Source organism: Arenimonas soli (genome assembly GCF_014643775.1).
GTDB lineage: Bacteria > Pseudomonadota > Gammaproteobacteria > Xanthomonadales > Xanthomonadaceae > Arenimonas > Arenimonas soli.
Genome location: NZ_BMKC01000001.1, coordinates 1,140,854 through 1,158,752 on the forward strand (window position 1 = coordinate 1,140,854; position 17,899 = coordinate 1,158,752).

General features: G+C 68.9%; 20 protein-coding genes and 2 tRNA genes. 17 read left to right on the forward strand and 5 right to left on the reverse strand.

The features are described 5' to 3' along the window. Nucleotides 1-5 precede the first annotated feature (5 nt). Nucleotides 6-863 (reverse strand): tetratricopeptide repeat protein, encoded by an 858-nt coding sequence (locus IEX13_RS05510; RefSeq protein ID WP_188662045.1) that lies wholly within the window; start codon nt 861-863, stop codon nt 6-8. Nucleotides 864-1,008: 145 nt separating this feature from the next. Between IEX13_RS05510 and IEX13_RS05515 the strand changes: the two genes are divergently transcribed. Next, nucleotides 1,009-1,341 carry a hypothetical protein gene (locus tag IEX13_RS05515; protein ID WP_188662047.1) on the forward strand — a complete coding sequence of 111 codons (333 nt, stop codon included), beginning with the start codon at nt 1,009-1,011 and terminating at the stop codon, nt 1,339-1,341. Between the two features lie 64 nt (nt 1,342-1,405). Here IEX13_RS05515 and IEX13_RS05520 read toward each other — a convergent pair whose 3' ends face one another. Then, entirely contained in the window at nt 1,406-1,699 is a 294-nt protein-coding gene (locus IEX13_RS05520) for a DUF1244 domain-containing protein (protein ID WP_188662049.1), read from the reverse strand. A 37-nt stretch (nt 1,700-1,736) separates the two neighbouring features. On the opposite strand from IEX13_RS05520, the gene folD reads away from it, so the two are divergent. The 8 genes from folD to tadA all read left to right on the forward strand — a co-directional run bounded on the left by folD (nt 1,737) and on the right by tadA (nt 9,870). Next, nucleotides 1,737-2,612 carry a bifunctional methylenetetrahydrofolate dehydrogenase/methenyltetrahydrofolate cyclohydrolase FolD gene (gene folD, locus IEX13_RS05525; protein ID WP_229668462.1) on the forward strand — a complete coding sequence of 292 codons (876 nt, stop codon included), beginning with the start codon at nt 1,737-1,739 and terminating at the stop codon, nt 2,610-2,612. A gap of 17 nt (nt 2,613-2,629) precedes the next feature. After that, nucleotides 2,630-3,517 (forward strand): TRAP transporter TatT component family protein, encoded by an 888-nt coding sequence (locus tag IEX13_RS05530; protein ID WP_229668463.1) that lies wholly within the window; start codon nt 2,630-2,632, stop codon nt 3,515-3,517. 13 nt (nt 3,518-3,530) lie between these two features. Further along, the gene (dctP, locus tag IEX13_RS05535) at nt 3,531-4,517 is read left to right on the forward strand and encodes a TRAP transporter substrate-binding protein DctP (RefSeq protein WP_188662052.1); all 987 of its coding nucleotides are present in this window, start codon (nt 3,531-3,533) and stop codon (nt 4,515-4,517) included. 3 nt (nt 4,518-4,520) lie between these two features. Continuing rightward, complete coding sequence (locus IEX13_RS05540; protein WP_188662054.1) at nt 4,521-5,006, forward strand: TRAP transporter small permease; 486 nt, start codon at nt 4,521-4,523, stop codon at nt 5,004-5,006. Then, complete coding sequence (locus IEX13_RS05545) at nt 5,003-6,283, forward strand: TRAP transporter large permease (protein WP_188662055.1); 1,281 nt, start codon at nt 5,003-5,005, stop codon at nt 6,281-6,283. Before IEX13_RS05540 ends, IEX13_RS05545 begins: the two co-directional genes overlap by 4 nt. Nucleotides 6,284-6,356: 73 nt before the next feature. After that, nucleotides 6,357-7,814 carry an IMP dehydrogenase gene (gene guaB / locus IEX13_RS05550; protein ID WP_188662056.1) on the forward strand — a complete coding sequence of 486 codons (1,458 nt, stop codon included), beginning with the start codon at nt 6,357-6,359 and terminating at the stop codon, nt 7,812-7,814. 8 nt (nt 7,815-7,822) lie between these two features. Beyond that, nucleotides 7,823-9,391, forward strand: coding sequence for a glutamine-hydrolyzing GMP synthase (gene guaA, locus IEX13_RS05555; RefSeq protein WP_188662057.1), 1,569 nt, complete (start codon nt 7,823-7,825; stop codon nt 9,389-9,391). Next, nucleotides 9,388-9,870 (forward strand): tRNA adenosine(34) deaminase TadA, encoded by a 483-nt coding sequence (gene tadA, locus IEX13_RS05560; protein ID WP_188662058.1) that lies wholly within the window; start codon nt 9,388-9,390, stop codon nt 9,868-9,870. The genes guaA and tadA overlap by 4 nt, the downstream gene beginning before the upstream one ends. Here tadA and IEX13_RS05565 read toward each other — a convergent pair whose 3' ends face one another. Further along, complete coding sequence (locus tag IEX13_RS05565) at nt 9,871-10,338, reverse strand: DUF2721 domain-containing protein (RefSeq protein WP_188662059.1); 468 nt, start codon at nt 10,336-10,338, stop codon at nt 9,871-9,873. Between the two features lie 67 nt (nt 10,339-10,405). Between IEX13_RS05565 and orn the strand changes: the two genes are divergently transcribed. Beyond that, nucleotides 10,406-10,987, forward strand: coding sequence for an oligoribonuclease (gene orn / locus IEX13_RS05570; RefSeq protein WP_188662060.1), 582 nt, complete (start codon nt 10,406-10,408; stop codon nt 10,985-10,987). A gap of 6 nt (nt 10,988-10,993) precedes the next feature. Here orn and IEX13_RS05575 read toward each other — a convergent pair whose 3' ends face one another. Together IEX13_RS05575 and ppsA are read right to left on the reverse strand one after the other, a co-directional pair. Then, nucleotides 10,994-11,986 (reverse strand): mechanosensitive ion channel family protein, encoded by a 993-nt coding sequence (locus tag IEX13_RS05575; RefSeq protein ID WP_188662061.1) that lies wholly within the window; start codon nt 11,984-11,986, stop codon nt 10,994-10,996. After that, nucleotides 11,986-14,358: a phosphoenolpyruvate synthase gene (ppsA, locus tag IEX13_RS05580; protein WP_188662063.1), complete on the reverse strand. Its 2,373-nt coding sequence runs from the start codon at nt 14,356-14,358 to the stop codon at nt 11,986-11,988. Before ppsA ends, IEX13_RS05575 begins: the two co-directional genes overlap by 1 nt. An 84-nt stretch (nt 14,359-14,442) precedes the next feature. Between ppsA and ppsR the strand changes: the two genes are divergently transcribed. From ppsR to IEX13_RS05615, 7 genes are all read left to right on the forward strand, one after another. Beyond that, nucleotides 14,443-15,264 (forward strand): posphoenolpyruvate synthetase regulatory kinase/phosphorylase PpsR, encoded by an 822-nt coding sequence (gene ppsR / locus IEX13_RS05585; RefSeq protein ID WP_188662065.1) that lies wholly within the window; start codon nt 14,443-14,445, stop codon nt 15,262-15,264. A gap of 50 nt (nt 15,265-15,314) precedes the next feature. Beyond that, nucleotides 15,315-15,815 carry a DUF1249 domain-containing protein gene (locus IEX13_RS05590; RefSeq protein WP_188662067.1) on the forward strand — a complete coding sequence of 167 codons (501 nt, stop codon included), beginning with the start codon at nt 15,315-15,317 and terminating at the stop codon, nt 15,813-15,815. Between the two features lie 43 nt (nt 15,816-15,858). Then, nucleotides 15,859-15,934 (forward strand) — tRNA-Ala (locus IEX13_RS05595). A 21-nt stretch (nt 15,935-15,955) separates the two neighbouring features. Next, nucleotides 15,956-16,031, forward strand: a tRNA-Glu gene (locus IEX13_RS05600). A 97-nt stretch (nt 16,032-16,128) separates the two neighbouring features. After that, nucleotides 16,129-16,863 (forward strand): beta-ketoacyl synthase chain length factor, encoded by a 735-nt coding sequence (locus IEX13_RS05605; protein ID WP_188662069.1) that lies wholly within the window; start codon nt 16,129-16,131, stop codon nt 16,861-16,863. Then, a complete protein-coding gene (locus tag IEX13_RS05610; RefSeq protein WP_188662070.1) occupies nt 16,856-17,641 on the forward strand; it encodes a lysophospholipid acyltransferase family protein in 786 nt (261 codons plus the stop codon). Before IEX13_RS05605 ends, IEX13_RS05610 begins: the two co-directional genes overlap by 8 nt. Further along, on the forward strand, nt 17,622-17,882 hold the full coding sequence (locus tag IEX13_RS05615) for a phosphopantetheine-binding protein (RefSeq protein ID WP_188662072.1): 261 nt from the start codon (nt 17,622-17,624) through the stop codon (nt 17,880-17,882). Before IEX13_RS05610 ends, IEX13_RS05615 begins: the two co-directional genes overlap by 20 nt. Nucleotides 17,883-17,899: the final 17 nt, after the last annotated feature.

A 17,899-nucleotide genomic window follows, 5' to 3' on the forward strand; every position in this document is an offset into this window, starting at 1 on the left:
CCGGGCTATTCGAGCTGGTCACGGGCAAAGCCTGCGTCCAGGGCCTCCATCGCGTCGCGGGGCTTGAGCTTGCCGGCCTTTTCGAACGCCGCGGCGGCCTGGTCTTCCTTCTTGTCGCCGTGCAGCAGCAACAGCAGGTGGGCGTGTTCGACGTGCGCGATGGGGGAGGACGGGGTCAGCTTCAGGGCGGTGGCCATGTGTTTTTCCGCGACCGCGGCCTTGGCACCGTAGGTCAGGCCGCCGACCAGGGCGCCGACCTTGTCGATGATCTCGCCGTGGTAGAGCGCCGTGGCGGTGTGCGCCTCGGCGTGTTTGGGCGCCAGCGCCAGCGCCTGGTCCAGCGCCTTGCGCACCTTGCCGGCCAGGCCCATCTTCAGGGCCTTGGCGATCGAGATGCCCTGGCTGTAGCGGCCCATCGCATGCGCGAATCGGTAGTGGCTGTTGGCTTCGCCGGGCAGGGCGGCGATGGCGGCTTCGGCCAGCTTGCCGGCCTGCTCGTAGCGCTTGAGCTGCTCGTCCTCGTCGTCAACAAGGTAGGAGGCGTGTATGGCCAGCGCCTTGCAGGCCACCGAGGCGCCGACCGGCCCCAGGGCGGAGCCGGCCTCGAAGGCCTGCTGGAAATCGCCGCGGTGGAAGTCGCGCCAGGCGTCCTGCAGGGCCCCGGCCAGGGCCGCGGCGTCCAGGCCCTTGGGCGCGGCCTTGCCGGCCGCCTTGGCCAGGGCGGCCGCACGTTTGTCGTCGGGGAAGGGTTCGGCGTCGCCGGCGTGCAGGGCCGGCCAGGCCTTCTTCAACTTGTCGCCGGCGTAGTCAAACGCCTTGTCGGGATGGGGGAACCGGGTCCAGGCGGACTTCTTGGCGGCCATGCAGATGCTCCGAACGGGATGCGGCCAGCATCACCCGAGCCACGGCCGTCCGCAAGCCGGCGCCGACTAGTGTGAAAGCTCTTGGCGCGGCGACCAGACTCGCTGCCGATACGGGGCCTTCCGCCCCCTGACAGCGAGGTTTGCCATGAGCCGTCCGACCCCCCGTCGCCGCAAGACCCCCATCGAAATCAGCCCGCGCACCCTGCTGCTGGCTGGCCTGGGCGCCGCCGTGCTGGCGCGCAAGCAGGCCCGTCGTTCCTTCGACGCCGCGGCCGCCAATGCCGACCAGCTGCGCGAGCGCGCCGAAGTCGCCGCCAATGAGGCCGGCCGCCAGGTCGCGCGCCTGCGCACCCGGGCCGAAGCCTTCGCCGAACGCGCCCAGGCCGAGTTCGAATCGCGCTTCATCACCGGCAAGCCGGTGCGCGCCCGTCGCGCCTCGCGCGCCGCCGCGCCGCGCAGCCGCCGCAAGCGCGCCTGACACCGTCTCTCTCTATCCCGTCAGTGGGACTTCAACGCCCCGGCCCAGCGGCCGGGGCGTTTTTTTATCCGTGCCGTGCGCGGCTGGCCTCGAAGGCTGCCAGCTGTTCGGGCGTCGCATCGCGCTGGTGCTCGGCCTTCCACTGCGCGAAGGGCATGCCGTAAACCTGTTCCCGGGCCTGGTCGCGGTCCATCGGCACGCCGGCCTCTTCGGCGGCGTCGCGCAGCCAGTCGGCCAGGCAGTTGCGGCAGAAGCCGGCGAGGATCATCAGGTCGATGTTCTGCACGTCGCTGCGTTCGCGCAGGTGGGCCAGCAGGCGTCGGAAGGCCGCGGCTTCGAGGGCGGTGCTGTCATTCATGTGGCGGTACCGGGTGGGGTTCGGGGATAATCGTGCCATGAGCGCCCGCATCCTCGACGGCAAGGGCATTGCCGACACCCTCCTGGACGACCTCGCGCGGCGCGTGAAGGCCCGCCTGGCCGCGGGCAAGGCCGCACCCGGCCTGGCGGTGGTGCTGGTGGGCGCGGATCCGGCTTCGGCGGTTTACGTGCGCAACAAGCGCCGGGCCGCCAAGAAGGTGGGCATCCGCGCCGTGGACTACGACCTGCCGGCCGACACCTCCGACGCCGAACTCGCGGCGCTGATCGACCGCCTCAACGCCGATCCGGCCATCCACGGCATCCTGGTGCAGCTGCCGCTCCCCGGCAACCGCGACGCCAACTGGCTGATCCACCGCATCGACCCGCGCAAGGACGTGGACGGATTCCATCCGGAAAACGTCGGCCACCTGGCCCTGCGCCAGTTCGGCCTGCGGCCATGCACGCCGCGGGGCATCACCACGTTGCTGGCCTACACCGACCAGCCCGTGCGCGGCCGCAGCGCCACCATCGTCGGGGTCAGCAACCACGTGGGCCGGCCGATGGCGCTGGAACTGCTGATCGCCGGCTGCACCACCACCAGCTGCCACAAGTTCACGCCCAAGGACGTGCTGCGTCGCCACGTCGGCGAGGCCGACATCCTGGTGGTCGCGGTGGGGCGGCCGGGCATCGTGCCGGGCGAGTGGGTCAAGCCTGGCGCCGTGGTCATCGACGTCGGCATCAACCGGCTCGACGACGGCCGCCTGGTCGGCGACGTCGGCTTCGCGGCCGCGGCCGAACGCGCTTCCTGGATCACGCCGGTGCCCGGCGGCGTCGGGCCGATGACCGTGGCGACGCTGATGCAGAACACGCTCGAAGCCGCCGACGCGCTCGACGCCGCGCAATCGTCACGCTGAGCCGGCACACTGGGCCCATGCCGATGAACACGCGCCCGACGCTTTCCATGTACTGCCTGGCCGCCGGACTGCTGGTGCTGTTGGCCGGCTGCACGGCGATCGCCGGCCGGGCCGGCGACCGTTTCGCCGGGCAGCTGGGCGACGCGGTCTACAACAGCAACGATCCGGCCACCGTGCGCGACGGCCTGCCGGCCTACCTGCTGCTGATCGACGCGCTGGTGCAGGGCCAGACCCCCGGCAAGCGGGGCAACGCGCCGCTGCTGTTCGCCGCCGCGGGTTTGAACGGCGCCTACGCCGGCAGCTTCACCGGCGACGACGCGGTGCGCGCACAACGCCTGTCGGCCAAGGCCCTGGACTATGCCCGGCGCGGCACCTGCCTGCGCAACGCGGGCCTGTGCGACGCGATGCCGGGTCCGGTCGACGCCTTCCAGGCGCAGGTCGCCGCGGCGCCGGCCGATGACATCCAGACCCTTTACGCCCTGGGCGCCGCCTGGGCCGGCTACCTGCAGGCCCATCGCGACGACTGGGCCGCCATCGCGGACCTGCCCAAGGTGCAGGCGCTGCTCGAGCGCGTGGCCGGCATCGACCCCGGCCACGACCGCGGCATGGTGAGGGTCTACCTGGGCGTGCTGCATTCGCTGCGCCCCGAGTCCGTCGGCGGCCGCCCAGAGCTGGGCCGCGAACACTTCGAGGCCGCCATTGCACAGTCCCGCGGCCGCAATCTCTACGCCAAGGTCCTGATGGCGGAAACCTACGCCCGGCTGGTGTACGACCAGCCGCTGCACGACCGCCTGCTGGCCGAGGTACTGGCCGCCGAACCCGCCGAGCCGGGGCTCACCCTGATGAACGTGCTGGCCCAGGAGCGCGCCCACGCGCTGGTGGCCAGCGGCCGCGAATTTTTCTGACCGGGGAAACGCCATGTTCCGCCCGCTGTTGATGTGCCTGCTGTTCGCCCTGTCGCTGCCCGCCGGCGCCCAGGCGATCAAGATCGCCACCCTGGCCCCCGAAGGCTCGGCGTGGATGCGCGAACTGCGCACCGCCGCCGAAGAGGTGGGGAAGGGCACCGAGGGTCGGGTGCAGGTGAAGTTCTACCCCGGCGGGGTGATGGGCAACGACGCGGTGGTCCTGCGCAAGATGCGCCTGGGGCAACTGCAGGGCGGGGTGCTGACCGCCAGCGAGCTGTCCATGGTCTATCCCGATGCGCCGGCCTACAGCCTGCCCTTCCTGTTCGACGACTGGAACGACGTGCAGCGCGTACGTGCGGCGGTGGATCCGCTGCTGGCCAAGGGTTTCGAAGAACGCGGCCTGCGCATGCTGGGCGTCTCGGGCGTGGGTTTCGCCTACCTGATGGGCGACCGCCCGCTGCGCCGCCAAGCCGACGTGGCCGGCATCAAGCTCTGGGTGCCGCAGAACGACGTCATCGCCATCCGCACCTTCGAGGCCGCCGGCATCAGCCCGATCCCGCTGCCCATCGGCGACGTGTTCACCAGCCTGCAGACCGGCATGGTCGATACCGTCGCCAATACGCCCAGCGGCGCGATCGCCCTGCAGTGGCACGGCAAGCTCAAGCACATGGTGGACCTGCCGCTGACCTTCGTCGTCGGTTACCTGGTGCTGGACGAGAAGGCCTGGAAGCGGCTTTCGCCGGCCGACCAGCAGGTGCTGGCGAAAGCCTTCGGCGAGGCCGCCGCGCGCATGGACGCGACCGTCCAGCGCGACAACCTGGCGGCGCTCGAGGCGCTGAAGGGGCAGGGACTGTCCGTGCACACCCTGGCGCCCGAGGAAGCCGCGCGCTGGCGCGCCGCCGGCAACCAGGTCATTGCCGACATGGAGGCCAGGGGCGAACTCTCGGCCGGCGTGATGTCGGCCGTGCGCAAGGCGCTGGCCGCGGACGGGACGCCCTGATCCATGCCCGGCCGCTGGGTCCGGCGCCTGCACCAGGCCGAGGACGTGCTGCTGGCGGCGCTGCTTGCGTCGCTGCTGCTGCTGTCGCTGGCGCAGATCGGGCTGCGCCTGTTCCTTGACACCGGCCTGGCCTGGGCGGAACCGGCCGGGCGCGCCGGCGTGCTCTGGCTGGCGCTGCTGGGCGCCCTGGGCGCCACCCGCGGCCACCGCCACATCGCCATTGATGCGCTGCCGCGGGTGCTGCCGCCGCCGGCCCGGCGCCTGGCCTGGGCCATCGCGCAGGCGGCCACGGCAGTGCTCTGCGCGGGCATGGCCTGGCTGGGCTGGGGCCTGGTGCAGCTTGAACGCGAAGCGCCGATGCCTTTCATCGCCGGCGTGCCCAGCTGGGTGCCGATGCTGGCGCTGCCCCTGGGCTTCGGGCTGATGGCGGTCCGGTTTGCGCTGGCGGCAGGGGCGCAACCGCCCGAGCCGCGGGACATGGACGCATGAGCCTGGGCCTGGGCCTGCTGGTGGTGGCGCTGCTGGCGGCGCTGGGCATGCCGCTGTTCGCGGTGATCCTGGCCGTGGCCCTGCTGGGCTTCCACCTGGCCGGCTACGACCTGATCATCGTGGCCGTCGAGGTCTACCGGCTGGGCGACCTGCCCGGGCTGGTGGCGATCCCGCTGTTCACGCTGGCCGGCTACCTGCTGGGTGAAAGCGGGGCGCCGCGGCGACTGGTGCGCCTGTCCAATGCCCTGCTGGGCTGGCTGCCGGGCGGCTTGGCGATCGTCGCCATCGTCGCCTGCGCCATGTTCACCGCCTTCACCGGCGCGTCCGGCGTCACCATCGTGGCCCTGGGCGCGCTGCTGTACCCGGCGCTGCGCGAGGCGGGCTACTCCGAACGCTACAGCTTGGGCCTGGTTACGTCGGCCGGCAGCCTGGGCCTGCTGTTCGCGCCTTCGCTGCCGCTGATCGTCTACGGCTTCGTGGCCGGGCAGGTGGGTGGGCCGACGCCGGTCACCATCCCGGACCTGTTCCTGGCCGGCCTGCTGCCGGGCCTGTTGATGATCGCCATGCTGTCGGTGCACGCCATGTGGGCCGGGCGGGGCATCGAGCGCGCCAGCCACGACTTCGACGGCCGCGAACTGCGCGCCGCCCTGAAGGACTGCGCCTGGGAGCTGCCGCTGCCGGTGATCGTGCTGGGCGCGATCTATTCGGGCACCCTGGCAGCCAGCGAAACCGCGGCTGTGACGGCACTTTATGTATTCGTCGTAATTGTCTGTATCAAAAAGGAAATAGCCTGGTCGAAGCTGCCCGGGGTGATGGCCGAATCAATGCGCCTGGTGGGCGCGATCCTGATGATCCTGGCCGCGGCCCTGGCGCTGTCGAACTGGCTGGTGGACCAGCAGGTGCCGACGCGCCTGTTCGACTGGCTCAGCCAGCATGTGGACAGCCCCTGGGTGTTCCTGGGCCTGCTCAACCTGTTCCTGCTGGCCGTGGGCATGCTGCTGGACATCTTCTCGGCCATCGTCATCCTGACGCCGCTGCTGATCCCGGTCGCCGCGGCCTTCGGCATCCACCCGGTGCACCTGGGCATCGTGATGCTGGCCAACCTGCAGCTGGGCTATTTCACGCCGCCGGTAGGCATGAACCTGTTCATCGCCGCCTACCGCTTCGGCAAGCCCATCGGCACCCTGGTCCGCGCCTGCTGGCCGTTCTTCCTGGTGCTGGGCCTGGCCGTGGCCCTGGTGACCTGGTGGCCGGCGCTGAGCCTGGCGCTGCTGTAGGACACAGCAACCCAGCCGCCGGGCCTGCCGACCGGCTATAATGCCGCGCTTCACTCTCCCCCGGAGTCGCTCCATGCTGCGCATCCAGGCCGAAGCGCTGACGTTCGACGACGTCTCCCTCGTTCCCGCCCATTCCGCGGTCCTGCCCAAGGACGTCAGCCTCGCCACGCAGCTCACGCGCGGCATCCGGCTGAACCTGCCGATCGTCTCGGCCGCCATGGACACCGTCACCGAAGCCCGCCTGGCCATCGCCATGGCCCAGCTCGGCGGCATCGGCATCCTGCACAAGAACATGTCCGTGCAGCAGCAGGCCGCCCACGTCCTGCAGGTGAAGAACTTCGAAGCCGGCGTCATCCGCGAGCCCTTCACCGTGGGTCCGGAAACGACCATCGGCGAAGTGATCAAGCTCACCCGCGCCCGCAACATTTCCGGCGTGCCGGTGGTCGACGGCGGCCAGCTGGTGGGCCTGGTGACCAGCCGCGACATGCGCTTCGAGAAGAAGCTCGACGATCCCGTGCGCCACATCATGACCAAGAAGGAAAAGCTGGTCACGGTGCACGAAGGCGCCAGCGACGACGAAGTGCTGCAGCTCATGCACACCCACCGCATCGAGAAGGTGCTGGTGGTGGACGACCAGTTTGCGCTGCGCGGGCTGATCACCGTCAAGGACATCCAGAAGGCCCGCGACAATCCCTACGCCGCCAAGGACGCCGACGAGCAGCTGCTGGCCGGCGCCGCGGTCGGCGTGGGCGGTGACACCGAGGCCCGCATCGAAGCCCTGGCGGCCGCCGGCGTGGACGTGGTGGTGGTGGACACCGCCCACGGCCACAGCCAGGGCGTGATCGAGCGCGTGGCCTGGGTCAAGAAGAACTACCCGAACCTGCAGGTGATCGGCGGCAACATCGTCACCGGCGACGCCGCGCTGGCGCTGATGGACGCCGGCGCCGACGCGGTGAAGGTGGGCGTGGGCCCGGGCTCGATCTGCACCACCCGCATTGTCGCCGGCGTCGGCGTTCCGCAGATCACCGCCGTGGGCATGGTCGCGGACGCACTCAAGGGCCGCATCCCGCTGATCGCCGACGGCGGCATCCGTTTCTCCGGCGACATCGCCAAGGCCCTGGTGGCCGGTGCCAGCGTCATCATGATCGGCGGCCTGTTCGCCGGCACCGAAGAAGCGCCGGGCGAGGTCGAACTGTTCCAGGGCCGCAGCTACAAGAGCTACCGCGGCATGGGCTCGCTGGGCGCGATGGAAATGGGCAGCAAGGACCGCTATTTCCAGGACGCGTCCGACGCCGACAAGCTGGTGCCCGAAGGCATCGAAGGCCGCGTGCCTTACCGCGGCCCCGTGCGCAACATCGTGCACCAGCTGGCCGGTGGCCTGCGCTCGTCGATGGGTTACGTCGGCTGCGCCACCATCGAAGAGATGCGCACCAAGCCCAAGTTCGTCCGGGTCACCAATGCCGGCACCCGCGAGGCGCACGTGCACGACGTGACGATCACCAAAGAGCCGCCGAACTACCGGATGGGCTAAGGCCACCCATGACCGACATCCATAGCGACAAGATCCTGATCCTCGACTTCGGGGCGCAGTACACCCAGCTCATCGCCCGTCGCGTCCGCGAATTGGGCGTGTACTGCGAAATCTGGGCCTGGGACCACGACCCGGCGGAAATCGCCGCCTACGGCGCCCGCGGCATCATCCTCTCGGGCGGCCCGGAATCGACCACCGAAGCCGGTTCGCCGCGGGCGCCGCAGGAAGTCTTCGACGCCGGCGTGCCTATCCTGGGCATCTGCTACGGCATGCAGACCCTGGCGGCGCAGCACGGCGGCAAGGTCGAGGCCGGCCACCACCGCGAATTCGGCTACGCCGAGGTCGAGGTCACGGCGCCTTGCGAGCTGTTCGACGAGCTCAAGGACCACGCCGGCAGCCCGCCGCGGCTGGACGTGTGGATGAGCCACGGCGACCGGGTCACCCAGGTGCCCCCGGGCTTCGAGGTGGTCGGGCGCACCGAGTCGGTGCCGATCATCGCCATGGCCGACAACCAGCGGCGCTGGTACGGCGTGCAGTTCCACCCCGAGGTCACCCACACCAAGTCGGGCCAGCAGATGCTGCGTCGCTTCGCGGTGGACATCTGCGGCTGCCGCACGCTGTGGACCGCGGCCAACATCATCGAAGACCAGATCCAGCGCGTGCGCGACCAGGTGGGCGAGGGCACCGTGCTGCTGGGCCTGTCCGGTGGCGTTGATTCGTCGGTGGTCGCCGCGCTGCTGCACAAGGCGATCGGCGACAAGCTGACCTGCGTGTTCGTCGACACCGGCCTGCTGCGCTGGCAGGAAGGCGACCAGGTGATGGCGATGTTCGCCGAGCACATGGGCGTGAAAGTCATCCGCGTGAATGCAGCGGACCGCTATTTCAACGCGCTCGCCGGCGTCGCCGATCCGGAAGCCAAGCGCAAGATCATCGGTCGCCTGTTCATCGAGATTTTCGACGAAGAGGCCAGCAAGCTCGACGACGTGCGCTGGCTGGCCCAGGGCACGATCTACCCGGACGTGATCGAATCCGCGGGCTCCAAGACCGGCAAGGCCCACGTCATCAAGAGCCACCACAACGTCGGCGGCCTGCCCGAACACATGAAGCTGGGCCTGGTGGAACCGCTGCGCGAGCTGTTCAAGGACGAAGTGCGGCGCATCGGCGTCGAACTCGGCCTGCCGCGCGAGATGGTCTACCGGCATCCGTTCCCGGGCCCCGGCCTGGGCGTGCGCATCCTGGGCGAGGTCAAGCGCGAATACGCCGAGCTGCTGGCCCGGGCCGACGCGATCTTCATCGAAGAGCTGCGCAAGTGGGACTGGTACGACAAGACCAGCCAGGCCTTCGCGGTGTTCCTGCCGGTGAAATCCGTGGGCGTCGTGGGCGATGCCCGCGCCTACGAATGGGTGATCGCGCTGCGCGCCGTGGAGACCGTGGACTTCATGACGGCCCACTGGGCGCACCTTCCCTACGAATTCCTGGACAATGTTTCCCGGCGTATAATCAATGAGATACGAGATATTTCTCGTGTAGTTTATGACATCAGCGGAAAGCCGCCCGCGACCATCGAGTGGGAATGAAACCGACGTTCTCCCCGCAGGACGAAACCTGGATGCAGCAGGCCCTGGCCCTGGCGGCCCGGGCTGAAAGCGAAGGCGAGGTACCGGTCGGCGCCGTGCTGGTCGGCCCCGACGGCGCGCTGCTGGCCGAGGGCTGGAACCGCAACATCGGCGACAAGGACCCGACCGCGCACGCCGAGATCGTGGCCATGCGCCGTGCCGGCCAGGCACTGGGCAACCACCGCCTGGTCGGCTGCACGCTGTACGTCACCCTGGAGCCCTGCGCGATGTGCGCCATGGCCATGGTGCACGCCCGGCTGGCGCGGGTGGTTTACGGCGCCGACGACCCCAAGACCGGCGCGGCCGGAAGCGTGTTCAACCTGCTTTCCGATTCACGGCACAACCACCGCCTGGTCGCCGAAGGCGGGCTGCTGGGCGACGAAGCGGGGCGTCGGCTTACCGACTACTTCCGCCGCAAGCGGGCGCGCCCCGGCCTGTGATCAGCGGGCGCCGCCGCGCCGCGACATCTCGATATCGAGCTCGGCGTCGAAGTTGCGCACCGCCATCACCACCTCCAGGCCCATGAACAGGCTGGCCGCCAGCATGCTCAGCACGCCGGCGATGGCCAGCAGGGTCGGCGCCAGTCCCATCTGGAAGCCGCTGAAGGCGTCCGCCGCCAGCGCCAGGCTGGTGCCGACGAAACAGCCCAGCGACACGTAGAGCATCACGCAGGCACGCATCACATGGGTGGCGCGGGCGCGGTGCCGGCGGATCTGCACCTCCAGCACCGGCCGGTGCTCGGCCCCGGTGTTCTCCCACTGGCCCAGCAGCGCCCGCAGCCGGTCCACCACGCGCGCCAGCCGGTTGTTGGCCGAGATCAGCAGCGAGCCGGTGGCCGCCATCAACAGGGCAGGGGCCAGCATCGAGGACAGGATGCGGTAGTGGTCGAGGTTGTCCACGGGGAACATGGGCGGGCCTGGGAGCGTGGGGGGAGCGGGGTATGATGCCGGCTCCGCCACCTATGCCGCCAGCCGCATGCCCGCCAACCCGAACAACCTGGTCTGGATCGACCTGGAAATGACCGGCCTGGATCCGGACACCGACTCGGTCATCGAGATCGCCACCCTGGTCACCGACAGCGAGCTCAATATCCTGGCCGAGGGCCCGGAGCTTGCCATCGCGCACCCGGTGGAACGACTCGAAGCCATGGACGACTGGAACCGCGGCACCCACACCCGCTCGGGCCTGTGGCAGCGCGTGCTCGACAGCCAGGTCTCGATGGCCCAGGCCGAAGCGCTGACGGTGGCCTTTCTGGCCGACTGGGTGCCGGCGGGCAAGTCACCGATCTGCGGCAATTCGATCTGCCAGGACCGGCGTTTCCTGGTCCGGCACATGCCGCGGCTGGAGCGCTATTTCCACTACCGCAACCTCGACGTGTCCACGCTCAAGGAGCTGTCGCGGCGCTGGTCGCCGGACGTGCTGGCGGGGGTTGAGAAGGTCGGCGCGCATACGGCGCTTTCCGACATCCGCGAATCGGTGAAGGAACTGGCGCACTACCGCCGGCACATGGGCCGGCTGGGCGGGCTGGCGGACCTGGCCAGCCCCGGCGGCCAATAAAACGGGTCAGTCCTTCTCCACGGTCGCGAACGCGGCCTTGGGCAAGTCCAGCACCTGCCCGTCGGGGCCGTGGTGGTAGATGTGCAGGTCGCGCTGCGGGAAGGGGATGGTGATGCCGATTTCGCCGAAGTTGCGGTGCACGGCTTCCTTGAGGTCGCTGCCGGTGGCGATGTAGTCCGGGGTTTGCGTCCAGGCACGCAGCACCAGGTCCACGCTCGATTCGCCCAGGCCCGTCACCAGCACCTCCGGCGCGGGATCGTCGAGCACCTTGTCGTGACCGTGCGCCAGCGCCAGCAGGGCCTCGCGGGCCTTGCGCACATCGTCGCCGTAGCCGATGCCGATTTCCAGGTCGATGCGACGCTGGCCGCGGGCGGTGAAGTTGATGATCGGCGCGGTGGTGATTTCGCTGTTGGGCAGCACCACGTCGTGGTTCTGGTAGGCGCGCAGCACGGTCTGGAAGATGCCGACGCGTTCGACGATGCCCTGCTGGCCGGCGGCTTCCACGGCGTCACCTGCGCGGAAGGGTCGCAGCACGATCAGCATGACGCCGGCGGCGATGTTCGACAGCGAATCCTTCAGGGCCAGGCCGACCGCCAGGCCGGCGGCACCGAGCACCGCCAGCAGCGACGTCGTGGGGACGCCGACCGCGTCGAGCACCGCGACGAACACGACCACCAGGCCCACCACCCGGATGATCTTGCCCAGGAAGTCGCGCAGGATCTGTTCCATGCCCGAGCGGGTCATTACCCGGTCCGCACCCTTGGTGAGCAGCTTGATCAGGAACCAGCCGATCAGGCCGACCGCCACCGCCAGCATCACCTTCGCCGCCCAGGGCGGCATGTTCAGCAGGTCGGCAAGCTGGGCCTCGACCCCATCTATCCGGGAAGCGGCACGTGCCGCCGCGTTGGCGGCCTCGGTGGCCGATTCTGCCGCCTGCGCCGCCTGTTCGGCGGCGTCGGAGGGCGCGGAAGTGTTTGGGGTCGTGGTCGCTTGGGTCATCAATTCGCCTTGAGTTTGGCCAGTCGCAGCCAGGTATCGATGACGGTATCGGGGTTGAGCGACACGGACTCGATGCCCTGCTGCATCAACCAGTCGGCCAGGTCGGGGTGGTCGGACGGACCCTGGCCGCAGATACCGATGTATTTGCCCTTGGCCTTCGCGGTGGAGATCGCCATGGCCAGCAGCTTCTTGACGGCGGCGTCGCGCTCGTCGAACAGGTGGGCAACGATACCCGAGTCGCGGTCAAGGCCGAGTGTAAGCTGGGTGAGATCGTTCGAACCGATCGAGAAGCCGTCGAACATCTCCAGGAATTCCTCCGCCAGCAGTGCGTTGGACGGCAGCTCGCACATCATGATGATCTTCAGGCCGTTCTCGCCGCGCTTGAGCCCGTTGGCTTCCAGCGTTTCGATGACGGCGCGGCCTTCGGCCAGGGTGCGCACGAAGGGGATCATGATCCAGCAGTTGGTCAGGCCCATCTGATCGCGGACCTTGCGCACCGCCTGGCACTCGAGCGCGAAACACTCGCGGAACTCGGGGTGCACGTAGCGCGAGGCGCCGCGGAAACCGATCATCGGGTTTTCTTCGTGTGGCTCGTACTGCTTGCCGCCGACGAGGTTGGCGTATTCGTTGGACTTGAAGTCCGACAGGCGCACGATGACGGCATTGGGCGCGAACGCCGCCGTCAGCGTGGCGATGCCCTCGGCCAGGCGCTCGACGTAGAAGGACACCGGGTCGGCGTAGCCGGCGGTGATCTGGTCGATCTGCTTCTTCAGGTCGGCCGGCTGCTTGGAATACTCGAGCAGGGCACGCGGATGCACGCCGATCTGGCGGGCGATGATGAACTCAAGGCGCGCCAGGCCGATGCCCTGGTTGGGCAACTGGGCGAAGTCGAAGGCACGTTCCGGGTTGCCGACGTTCATCATGATCTTCAGCGGCGCCGGCGGCATGTTGCCAAGGTCGGTGGTGGTGACCTCGAAGCCGAGCTTGCCGTCGTAGATGTAGCCGGTGTCGCCTTCGGCGCAGCTGATGGTGACTTCGGCGCCGTCCGGGATCGAGGTCATGGCGTCGCCGGTGCCGACCACGGCCGGCACGCCCAGTTCGCGGGCAATGATGGCGGCGTGGCAGGTGCGGCCACCGCGGTTGGTGACGATGGCGGCGGCACGTTTCATGATCGGCTCCCAGTCGGGGTCGGTCATGTCGGCCACCAGCACGTCGCCGGGCTGGAACTTGCTCATCTCGGCCAGGCTGCGCACGATGCGCGCGGTGCCGGCACCGATCTTGTGGCCGATGGCGCGGCCTTCGGACAGCACTTCGCCGCGCTGGTCCAGGTGGAAGCGTTCGATCTGGGTGGCGTGGGCACGCGACTTCACCGTCTCCGGGCGCGCCTGCACGACGTAGAGCTTGCCGGTGTTGCCGTCCTTGGCCCACTCGATGTCCATCGGTCGGCCGTAGTGTTCTTCGATGACCAGGGCCTGGCGGGAGAGTTCCTCGACGTCGGCGTCGGAGATCGAGAACTGGCGCTGCAGTTCGGCCGGCGTGTCTTCGGTGCGCACCCGTTCGCCCGGGGTGTCGGAATAGACCATGCGCAGCTGCTTGCTGCCCAGCGTGCGGCGCAGGACGGCCGGTTTGCCCTGGCGCAGGGTGGGCTTGTAGACGTAGAACTCGTCGGGGTTGACCGCGCCCTGCACGACCATTTCACCCAAGCCGAAGCTCGAGGTCACGAAGACCACGTCGCGGAAACCCGACTCGGTGTCGAGCGTGAACAGCACGCCCGAGGCGCCGATGTCCGAGCGCACCATCAGCTGCACGCCGGCGCTGAGGAATACGTCTTCGTGCTTGAAGCCGTGGTGCACGCGGTAGGCGATGGCGCGGTCGTTGTAGAGGCTGGCGAAGACTTCCTTCACCTTGCGCACCACGTCGTCTTCGCCGGTGACGTTGAGGAAGGTTTCCTGCTGGCCGGCGAAGCTGGCGTCGGGCAGGTCCTCGGCGGTGGCCGAGGAGCGCACGGCGACGGCGATGTCGCTGGCGCCCGCCTCGCTGCACATGCGCCGGTAGCCATCGCGGATGGCCTGGTCGAGATCGGGCTGCAGCGGGGCGTCGATGACCCAGCCGCGGATTTCGCCGCCGGCCGCGACCAGGGCGTCCACGTCCTCGACGTCGAGCGTGGCCAGGCGGTCGAAAATGCGTTTGCTCAGGTCGTTGTGGGCGATGAAGCGCCGGAAGGCGTCCGCCGTGGTGGCGAAACCACCGGGCACCGAGACCCCCAGCTGGGCCAGGTGGCCAATCATCTCGCCCAGCGAGGAGTTCTTGCCGCCAACCTGGGCAAGGTCGGACAGGCGAAGTTCGTGCAGCCAAAGGACGTCGGCGTTCAAGGGTGTCTCCATGCGCTCCAAGCTGCGTATGATGCGACCCGAGCGCACGCCATACAAGCTTGAATTCTCAGGGGAAAGCAGGGCATGGAAGGGGTACGGCCGGTTTTTTACGTCTCCGACGGCACGGGCATCACGGCCGAGACCATCGGCCACAGCCTGCTGACCCAGTTCAGCGGCACCGAATTCGCCACCCGCCGCATCGCCTTCGTGGACAGCGTCGAGAAGGCCGATGCCGCCGTCGCCGAAATCCGGGCGGCCGGCGAGGAAAGCGGGCTGCGCCCGGTGGTGGTGAACACCGTCGTGGACCCCGACCTCAATTCCCTGCTGGCCGAAAGCGGGGCGCTGATGCTGGACGTGTTCGCGCCCTTCATCAGCCCGCTCGAACAGGAACTGCAGCAAAAGCGCCACCCGCGCGTCGGCCACGCCCACGGCATGGTCGATTTCGCGGCCTACGAACAGCGCATCAACGCCACCAACTACGCGCTGACCCACGATGACGGCATGGACGTGCACTACGACGATGCCGACGTGATCCTGGTCGGCGTGTCCCGGTCGGGCAAGACCCCCACCTGCCTGTACATGGCGCTCCACTATGGCGTGAAGGCGGCCAACTACCCGCTGACCATCGAAGACCTGGAAGGGCGCGAGCTGCCGCGGCGCCTGCGCGCCCACCGGCGCAAGCTGTTCGGACTGACCATCGACCCCGAGCGCCTGGCGCAGATCCGCGAAGAACGCCGGCCCAATTCGCGCTACGCCACCCTGGCCACCTGCCGGTCGGAGGTGGTCGCGGCCGAGGCCCTGTTCCGCCAGGAAAACATCCCGGTCCTGAGCACCACCCACACCTCGATCGAAGAAATCGCCGGCAAGGTCCTGGCCAACCTGGGCATCCACCGGCACATGTTCTGAGCCCTCCCGGCGGGCCTTTTCGCCCCCGGGCCGCGTGCTAGCATCGGGCCATGCCTGCCGCCGCGCCATACGCACGAAACCTGCCGCGCCTGGGCCGCTTCGAGTGGCTCATGGGCCTGTACGGCGAGAACTTCACCCGCCTGACCCGCATGTTCCAGCCCCAGGCCCTGGCCGAAGGCGCCTACCTGTCGCGCGTGCCCGATGGCCTGGACCTGCGCGTGGAGGTGCTGGCCCAGCACGCGTACACGGTCGAACTGCGGCTGAGCTACCTGATGATCGACGCCCGCACCGGCCAGCCGGATCCTTCGGCCTACGTGCGCCTGTATCGCGACGCGCGCCAGGCCGAGGCCACGCATTGTTATGTCGGCCGCCACTGGCAGGACGTGCTGGGCCTGCGCCCGAGCGTGCAGGCCCTGGTCGGGCACCGCCTGAGGATGAATGGTTTCCTCAACAAGTGGCTGGACTATCTTGAAGGGCAGGGACACGGACCCCATTCCCTTTCCGACCTGGATCCGAGCGCGGCGGAGAAAAAAAACGCCGCCTGCGCTTGACGGACCTGCGGCTCATGTCTAAACTTCCGCTTCTTCCTTCGGTGGGGCTATAGCTCAGCTGGGAGAGCGCTACAATGGCATTGTAGAGGTCATCGGTTCGATCCCGATTAGCTCCACCACCGATTTAGTTAGAGAACGCTGTCCCCATCGTCTAGAGGCCTAGGACATTACCCTTTCACGGTAGCGACCGGGGTTCGAATCCCCGTGGGGACGCCATCTAGCGTCGTTGAAAAGCCCGGCTCCGGCCGGGCTTTTTCTTTGCCTCCGCTGCGGCGAGGATGTCATCGGGAAGTAGGCCGGGGAGCGTCAGCGCATGCACAACCGATTCGTGGTTTCGGACTGGTCCGCCTTCGCGCCGGGGCTGGAAAGCCGCGAGCAATGGCTGGCCTGGGCCAGGGCGCCGCACCTGCCGGAAGGTGAACAGGCACCTGCACTCGCCGAAATGCCGGCCATGCAGCGCCGCCGGCTGGAGAGGCTCGGACGCATGGCGCTGCAGGTGGCCTGGCGACTGCAGCCGGAGCCCGAGCCTTCGGTGCCGGTGGTGTTTTCATCGCGGCACGGCGACATCACCCGCACCTTCCAGATGCTGCGCGGCCTGGCCGGCGGCGAGCCGCTTTCACCGACGCACTTCGGCCTGTCCACGCACAACGCGGTGGTCGCCCAGTATTCGATCGCGCGCGGCCTGACCGGCAACTACCTGGCGACCGCCGGCGGCGTGGAGTCGCCTGAGTCGGCCGTCACCGAAGCCCTGGGCCTGCTGGCCGATGGCGAAGCTTCGGTACTGGTCGTGCACTGCGACGACCTGACGCCGCCGGACTATGTCTGCTATCGCGACGAACCCGAGGCGCCCTACGCCTGGGCCTGGCGGCTGCGCCGGCCGGGGGAAGGCGAGGCTGCGTTGTCGCTCGGACCGGCCGGGGAGGGCGCGCAGGCGGCATCCGCCCCCGCGCTGCTGCCGCACGGCCTGGACGTCATGCGCTGGTTCCTGTCGGGCGAACCCGACCTGGTTGCGCCCGTTTCGGGGCGCTGCTGGAATCGCGATGCCTGATGGCATCAACCGCGCCTGGCGCCTCGTCGGCACCGCCGTTTCGTTCGCGACCTTCGGGCTGGGCGGGCTGCTGCTGGGCCTGCTGGTGTTCCCGCCGCTTCGGCTGTTCGTACGCGACCCGGTTCGCCAGGGCGAGATCGCGCGGGCGCTGATCCGCCGCAGCTTTGCCGGGCACGTGGGGCTGATGCACCGGCTGGGCGTGCTCAGCTACGAACTGCATGGCCTGGAACGACTCGACCGCCGCGGCCTGCTGGTGCTGGCCAACCACCCGACGCTGATCGACGTGGTGTTCCTGGTGTCGCTGATCCCCCAGGCCGACTGCGTGGTCAAGGCGCGCCTGCTGGCCAATCCCTTCACCCGCTGGCCGGTGAAGGCCACCGGCTACATCTGCAACCACAGCGGCGCCGGCCTGGTCGAGGACTGCATCCGGACGGTGCATTCGGGCCGCAACCTGGTGATCTTCCCGGAAGGCACGCGCACCCCCCGCGGCGAGGTCCTGGGCCCCCTGCAGCGCGGCGCCGCGAACATCGCCATCCGGGGCCGGATCGACGTCACGCCGGTGCTGGTGACCTGCCAGCCGCGGACCTTGGGCAAGGGCGAGAAATGGTATCGTGTGCCTTCACGGCGATTTCACGTCAGGATCGAGGTCTTGCCCGACTTCCCGGTCGCCCCCTTCCTGGACGGCGCCGCTTCCGAAGCCCTCGCGGCCCGGCACCTGACCGAATCCCTGGACCACTTCTTCAAGACGGAGCTGTCGCGTGTCGGCGCTGCAAACTGAAATCAAGGAACTGATCATCACCACCCTGTCCCTTGAGGACATCGGCCCCGACGACATCGACGCGTCGGCACCGCTGTTCAACGAAGGCCTCGGCCTGGACTCGATCGACGCGCTGGAACTGGGCCTGGCCCTGCAAAAGCGCTACGGCGTGACCCTCGCGGCCGACTCGGCCGAAACCCGCCAGCATTTCGCCAGCGTGGACGCGCTTTGCGCCTTCGTCGCGGCGAACCAGACGCAGTAAGGCCCCCCCGGGCCGCC

Bases quoted from the DNA above. Each gene is read 5' to 3' on its own strand.
- IEX13_RS05510 (WP_188662045.1), bottom strand. From the start codon at position 863: ATGGCCGCCAAGAAGTCCGCCTGGACCCGGTTCCCCCATCCCGACAAG.
- IEX13_RS05515 (WP_188662047.1), top strand. From the start codon at position 1,009: ATGAGCCGTCCGACCCCCCGTCGCCGCAAGACCCCCATCGAAATCAGC.
- IEX13_RS05520 (WP_188662049.1), bottom strand. From the start codon at position 1,699: ATGAATGACAGCACCGCCCTCGAAGCCGCGGCCTTCCGACGCCTGCTG.
- folD (WP_229668462.1), top strand. From the start codon at position 1,737: ATGAGCGCCCGCATCCTCGACGGCAAGGGCATTGCCGACACCCTCCTG.
- IEX13_RS05530 (WP_229668463.1), top strand. From the start codon at position 2,630: ATGCCGATGAACACGCGCCCGACGCTTTCCATGTACTGCCTGGCCGCC.
- dctP (WP_188662052.1), top strand. From the start codon at position 3,531: ATGTTCCGCCCGCTGTTGATGTGCCTGCTGTTCGCCCTGTCGCTGCCC.
- IEX13_RS05540 (WP_188662054.1), top strand. From the start codon at position 4,521: ATGCCCGGCCGCTGGGTCCGGCGCCTGCACCAGGCCGAGGACGTGCTG.
- IEX13_RS05545 (WP_188662055.1), top strand. From the start codon at position 5,003: ATGAGCCTGGGCCTGGGCCTGCTGGTGGTGGCGCTGCTGGCGGCGCTG.
- guaB (WP_188662056.1), top strand. From the start codon at position 6,357: ATGCTGCGCATCCAGGCCGAAGCGCTGACGTTCGACGACGTCTCCCTC.
- guaA (WP_188662057.1), top strand. From the start codon at position 7,823: ATGACCGACATCCATAGCGACAAGATCCTGATCCTCGACTTCGGGGCG.
- tadA (WP_188662058.1), top strand. From the start codon at position 9,388: ATGAAACCGACGTTCTCCCCGCAGGACGAAACCTGGATGCAGCAGGCC.
- IEX13_RS05565 (WP_188662059.1), bottom strand. From the start codon at position 10,338: ATGTTCCCCGTGGACAACCTCGACCACTACCGCATCCTGTCCTCGATG.
- orn (WP_188662060.1), top strand. From the start codon at position 10,406: ATGCCCGCCAACCCGAACAACCTGGTCTGGATCGACCTGGAAATGACC.
- IEX13_RS05575 (WP_188662061.1), bottom strand. From the start codon at position 11,986: ATGACCCAAGCGACCACGACCCCAAACACTTCCGCGCCCTCCGACGCC.
- ppsR (WP_188662065.1), top strand. From the start codon at position 14,443: ATGGAAGGGGTACGGCCGGTTTTTTACGTCTCCGACGGCACGGGCATC.
- IEX13_RS05590 (WP_188662067.1), top strand. From the start codon at position 15,315: ATGCCTGCCGCCGCGCCATACGCACGAAACCTGCCGCGCCTGGGCCGC.
- IEX13_RS05605 (WP_188662069.1), top strand. From the start codon at position 16,129: ATGCACAACCGATTCGTGGTTTCGGACTGGTCCGCCTTCGCGCCGGGG.
- IEX13_RS05610 (WP_188662070.1), top strand. From the start codon at position 16,856: ATGCCTGATGGCATCAACCGCGCCTGGCGCCTCGTCGGCACCGCCGTT.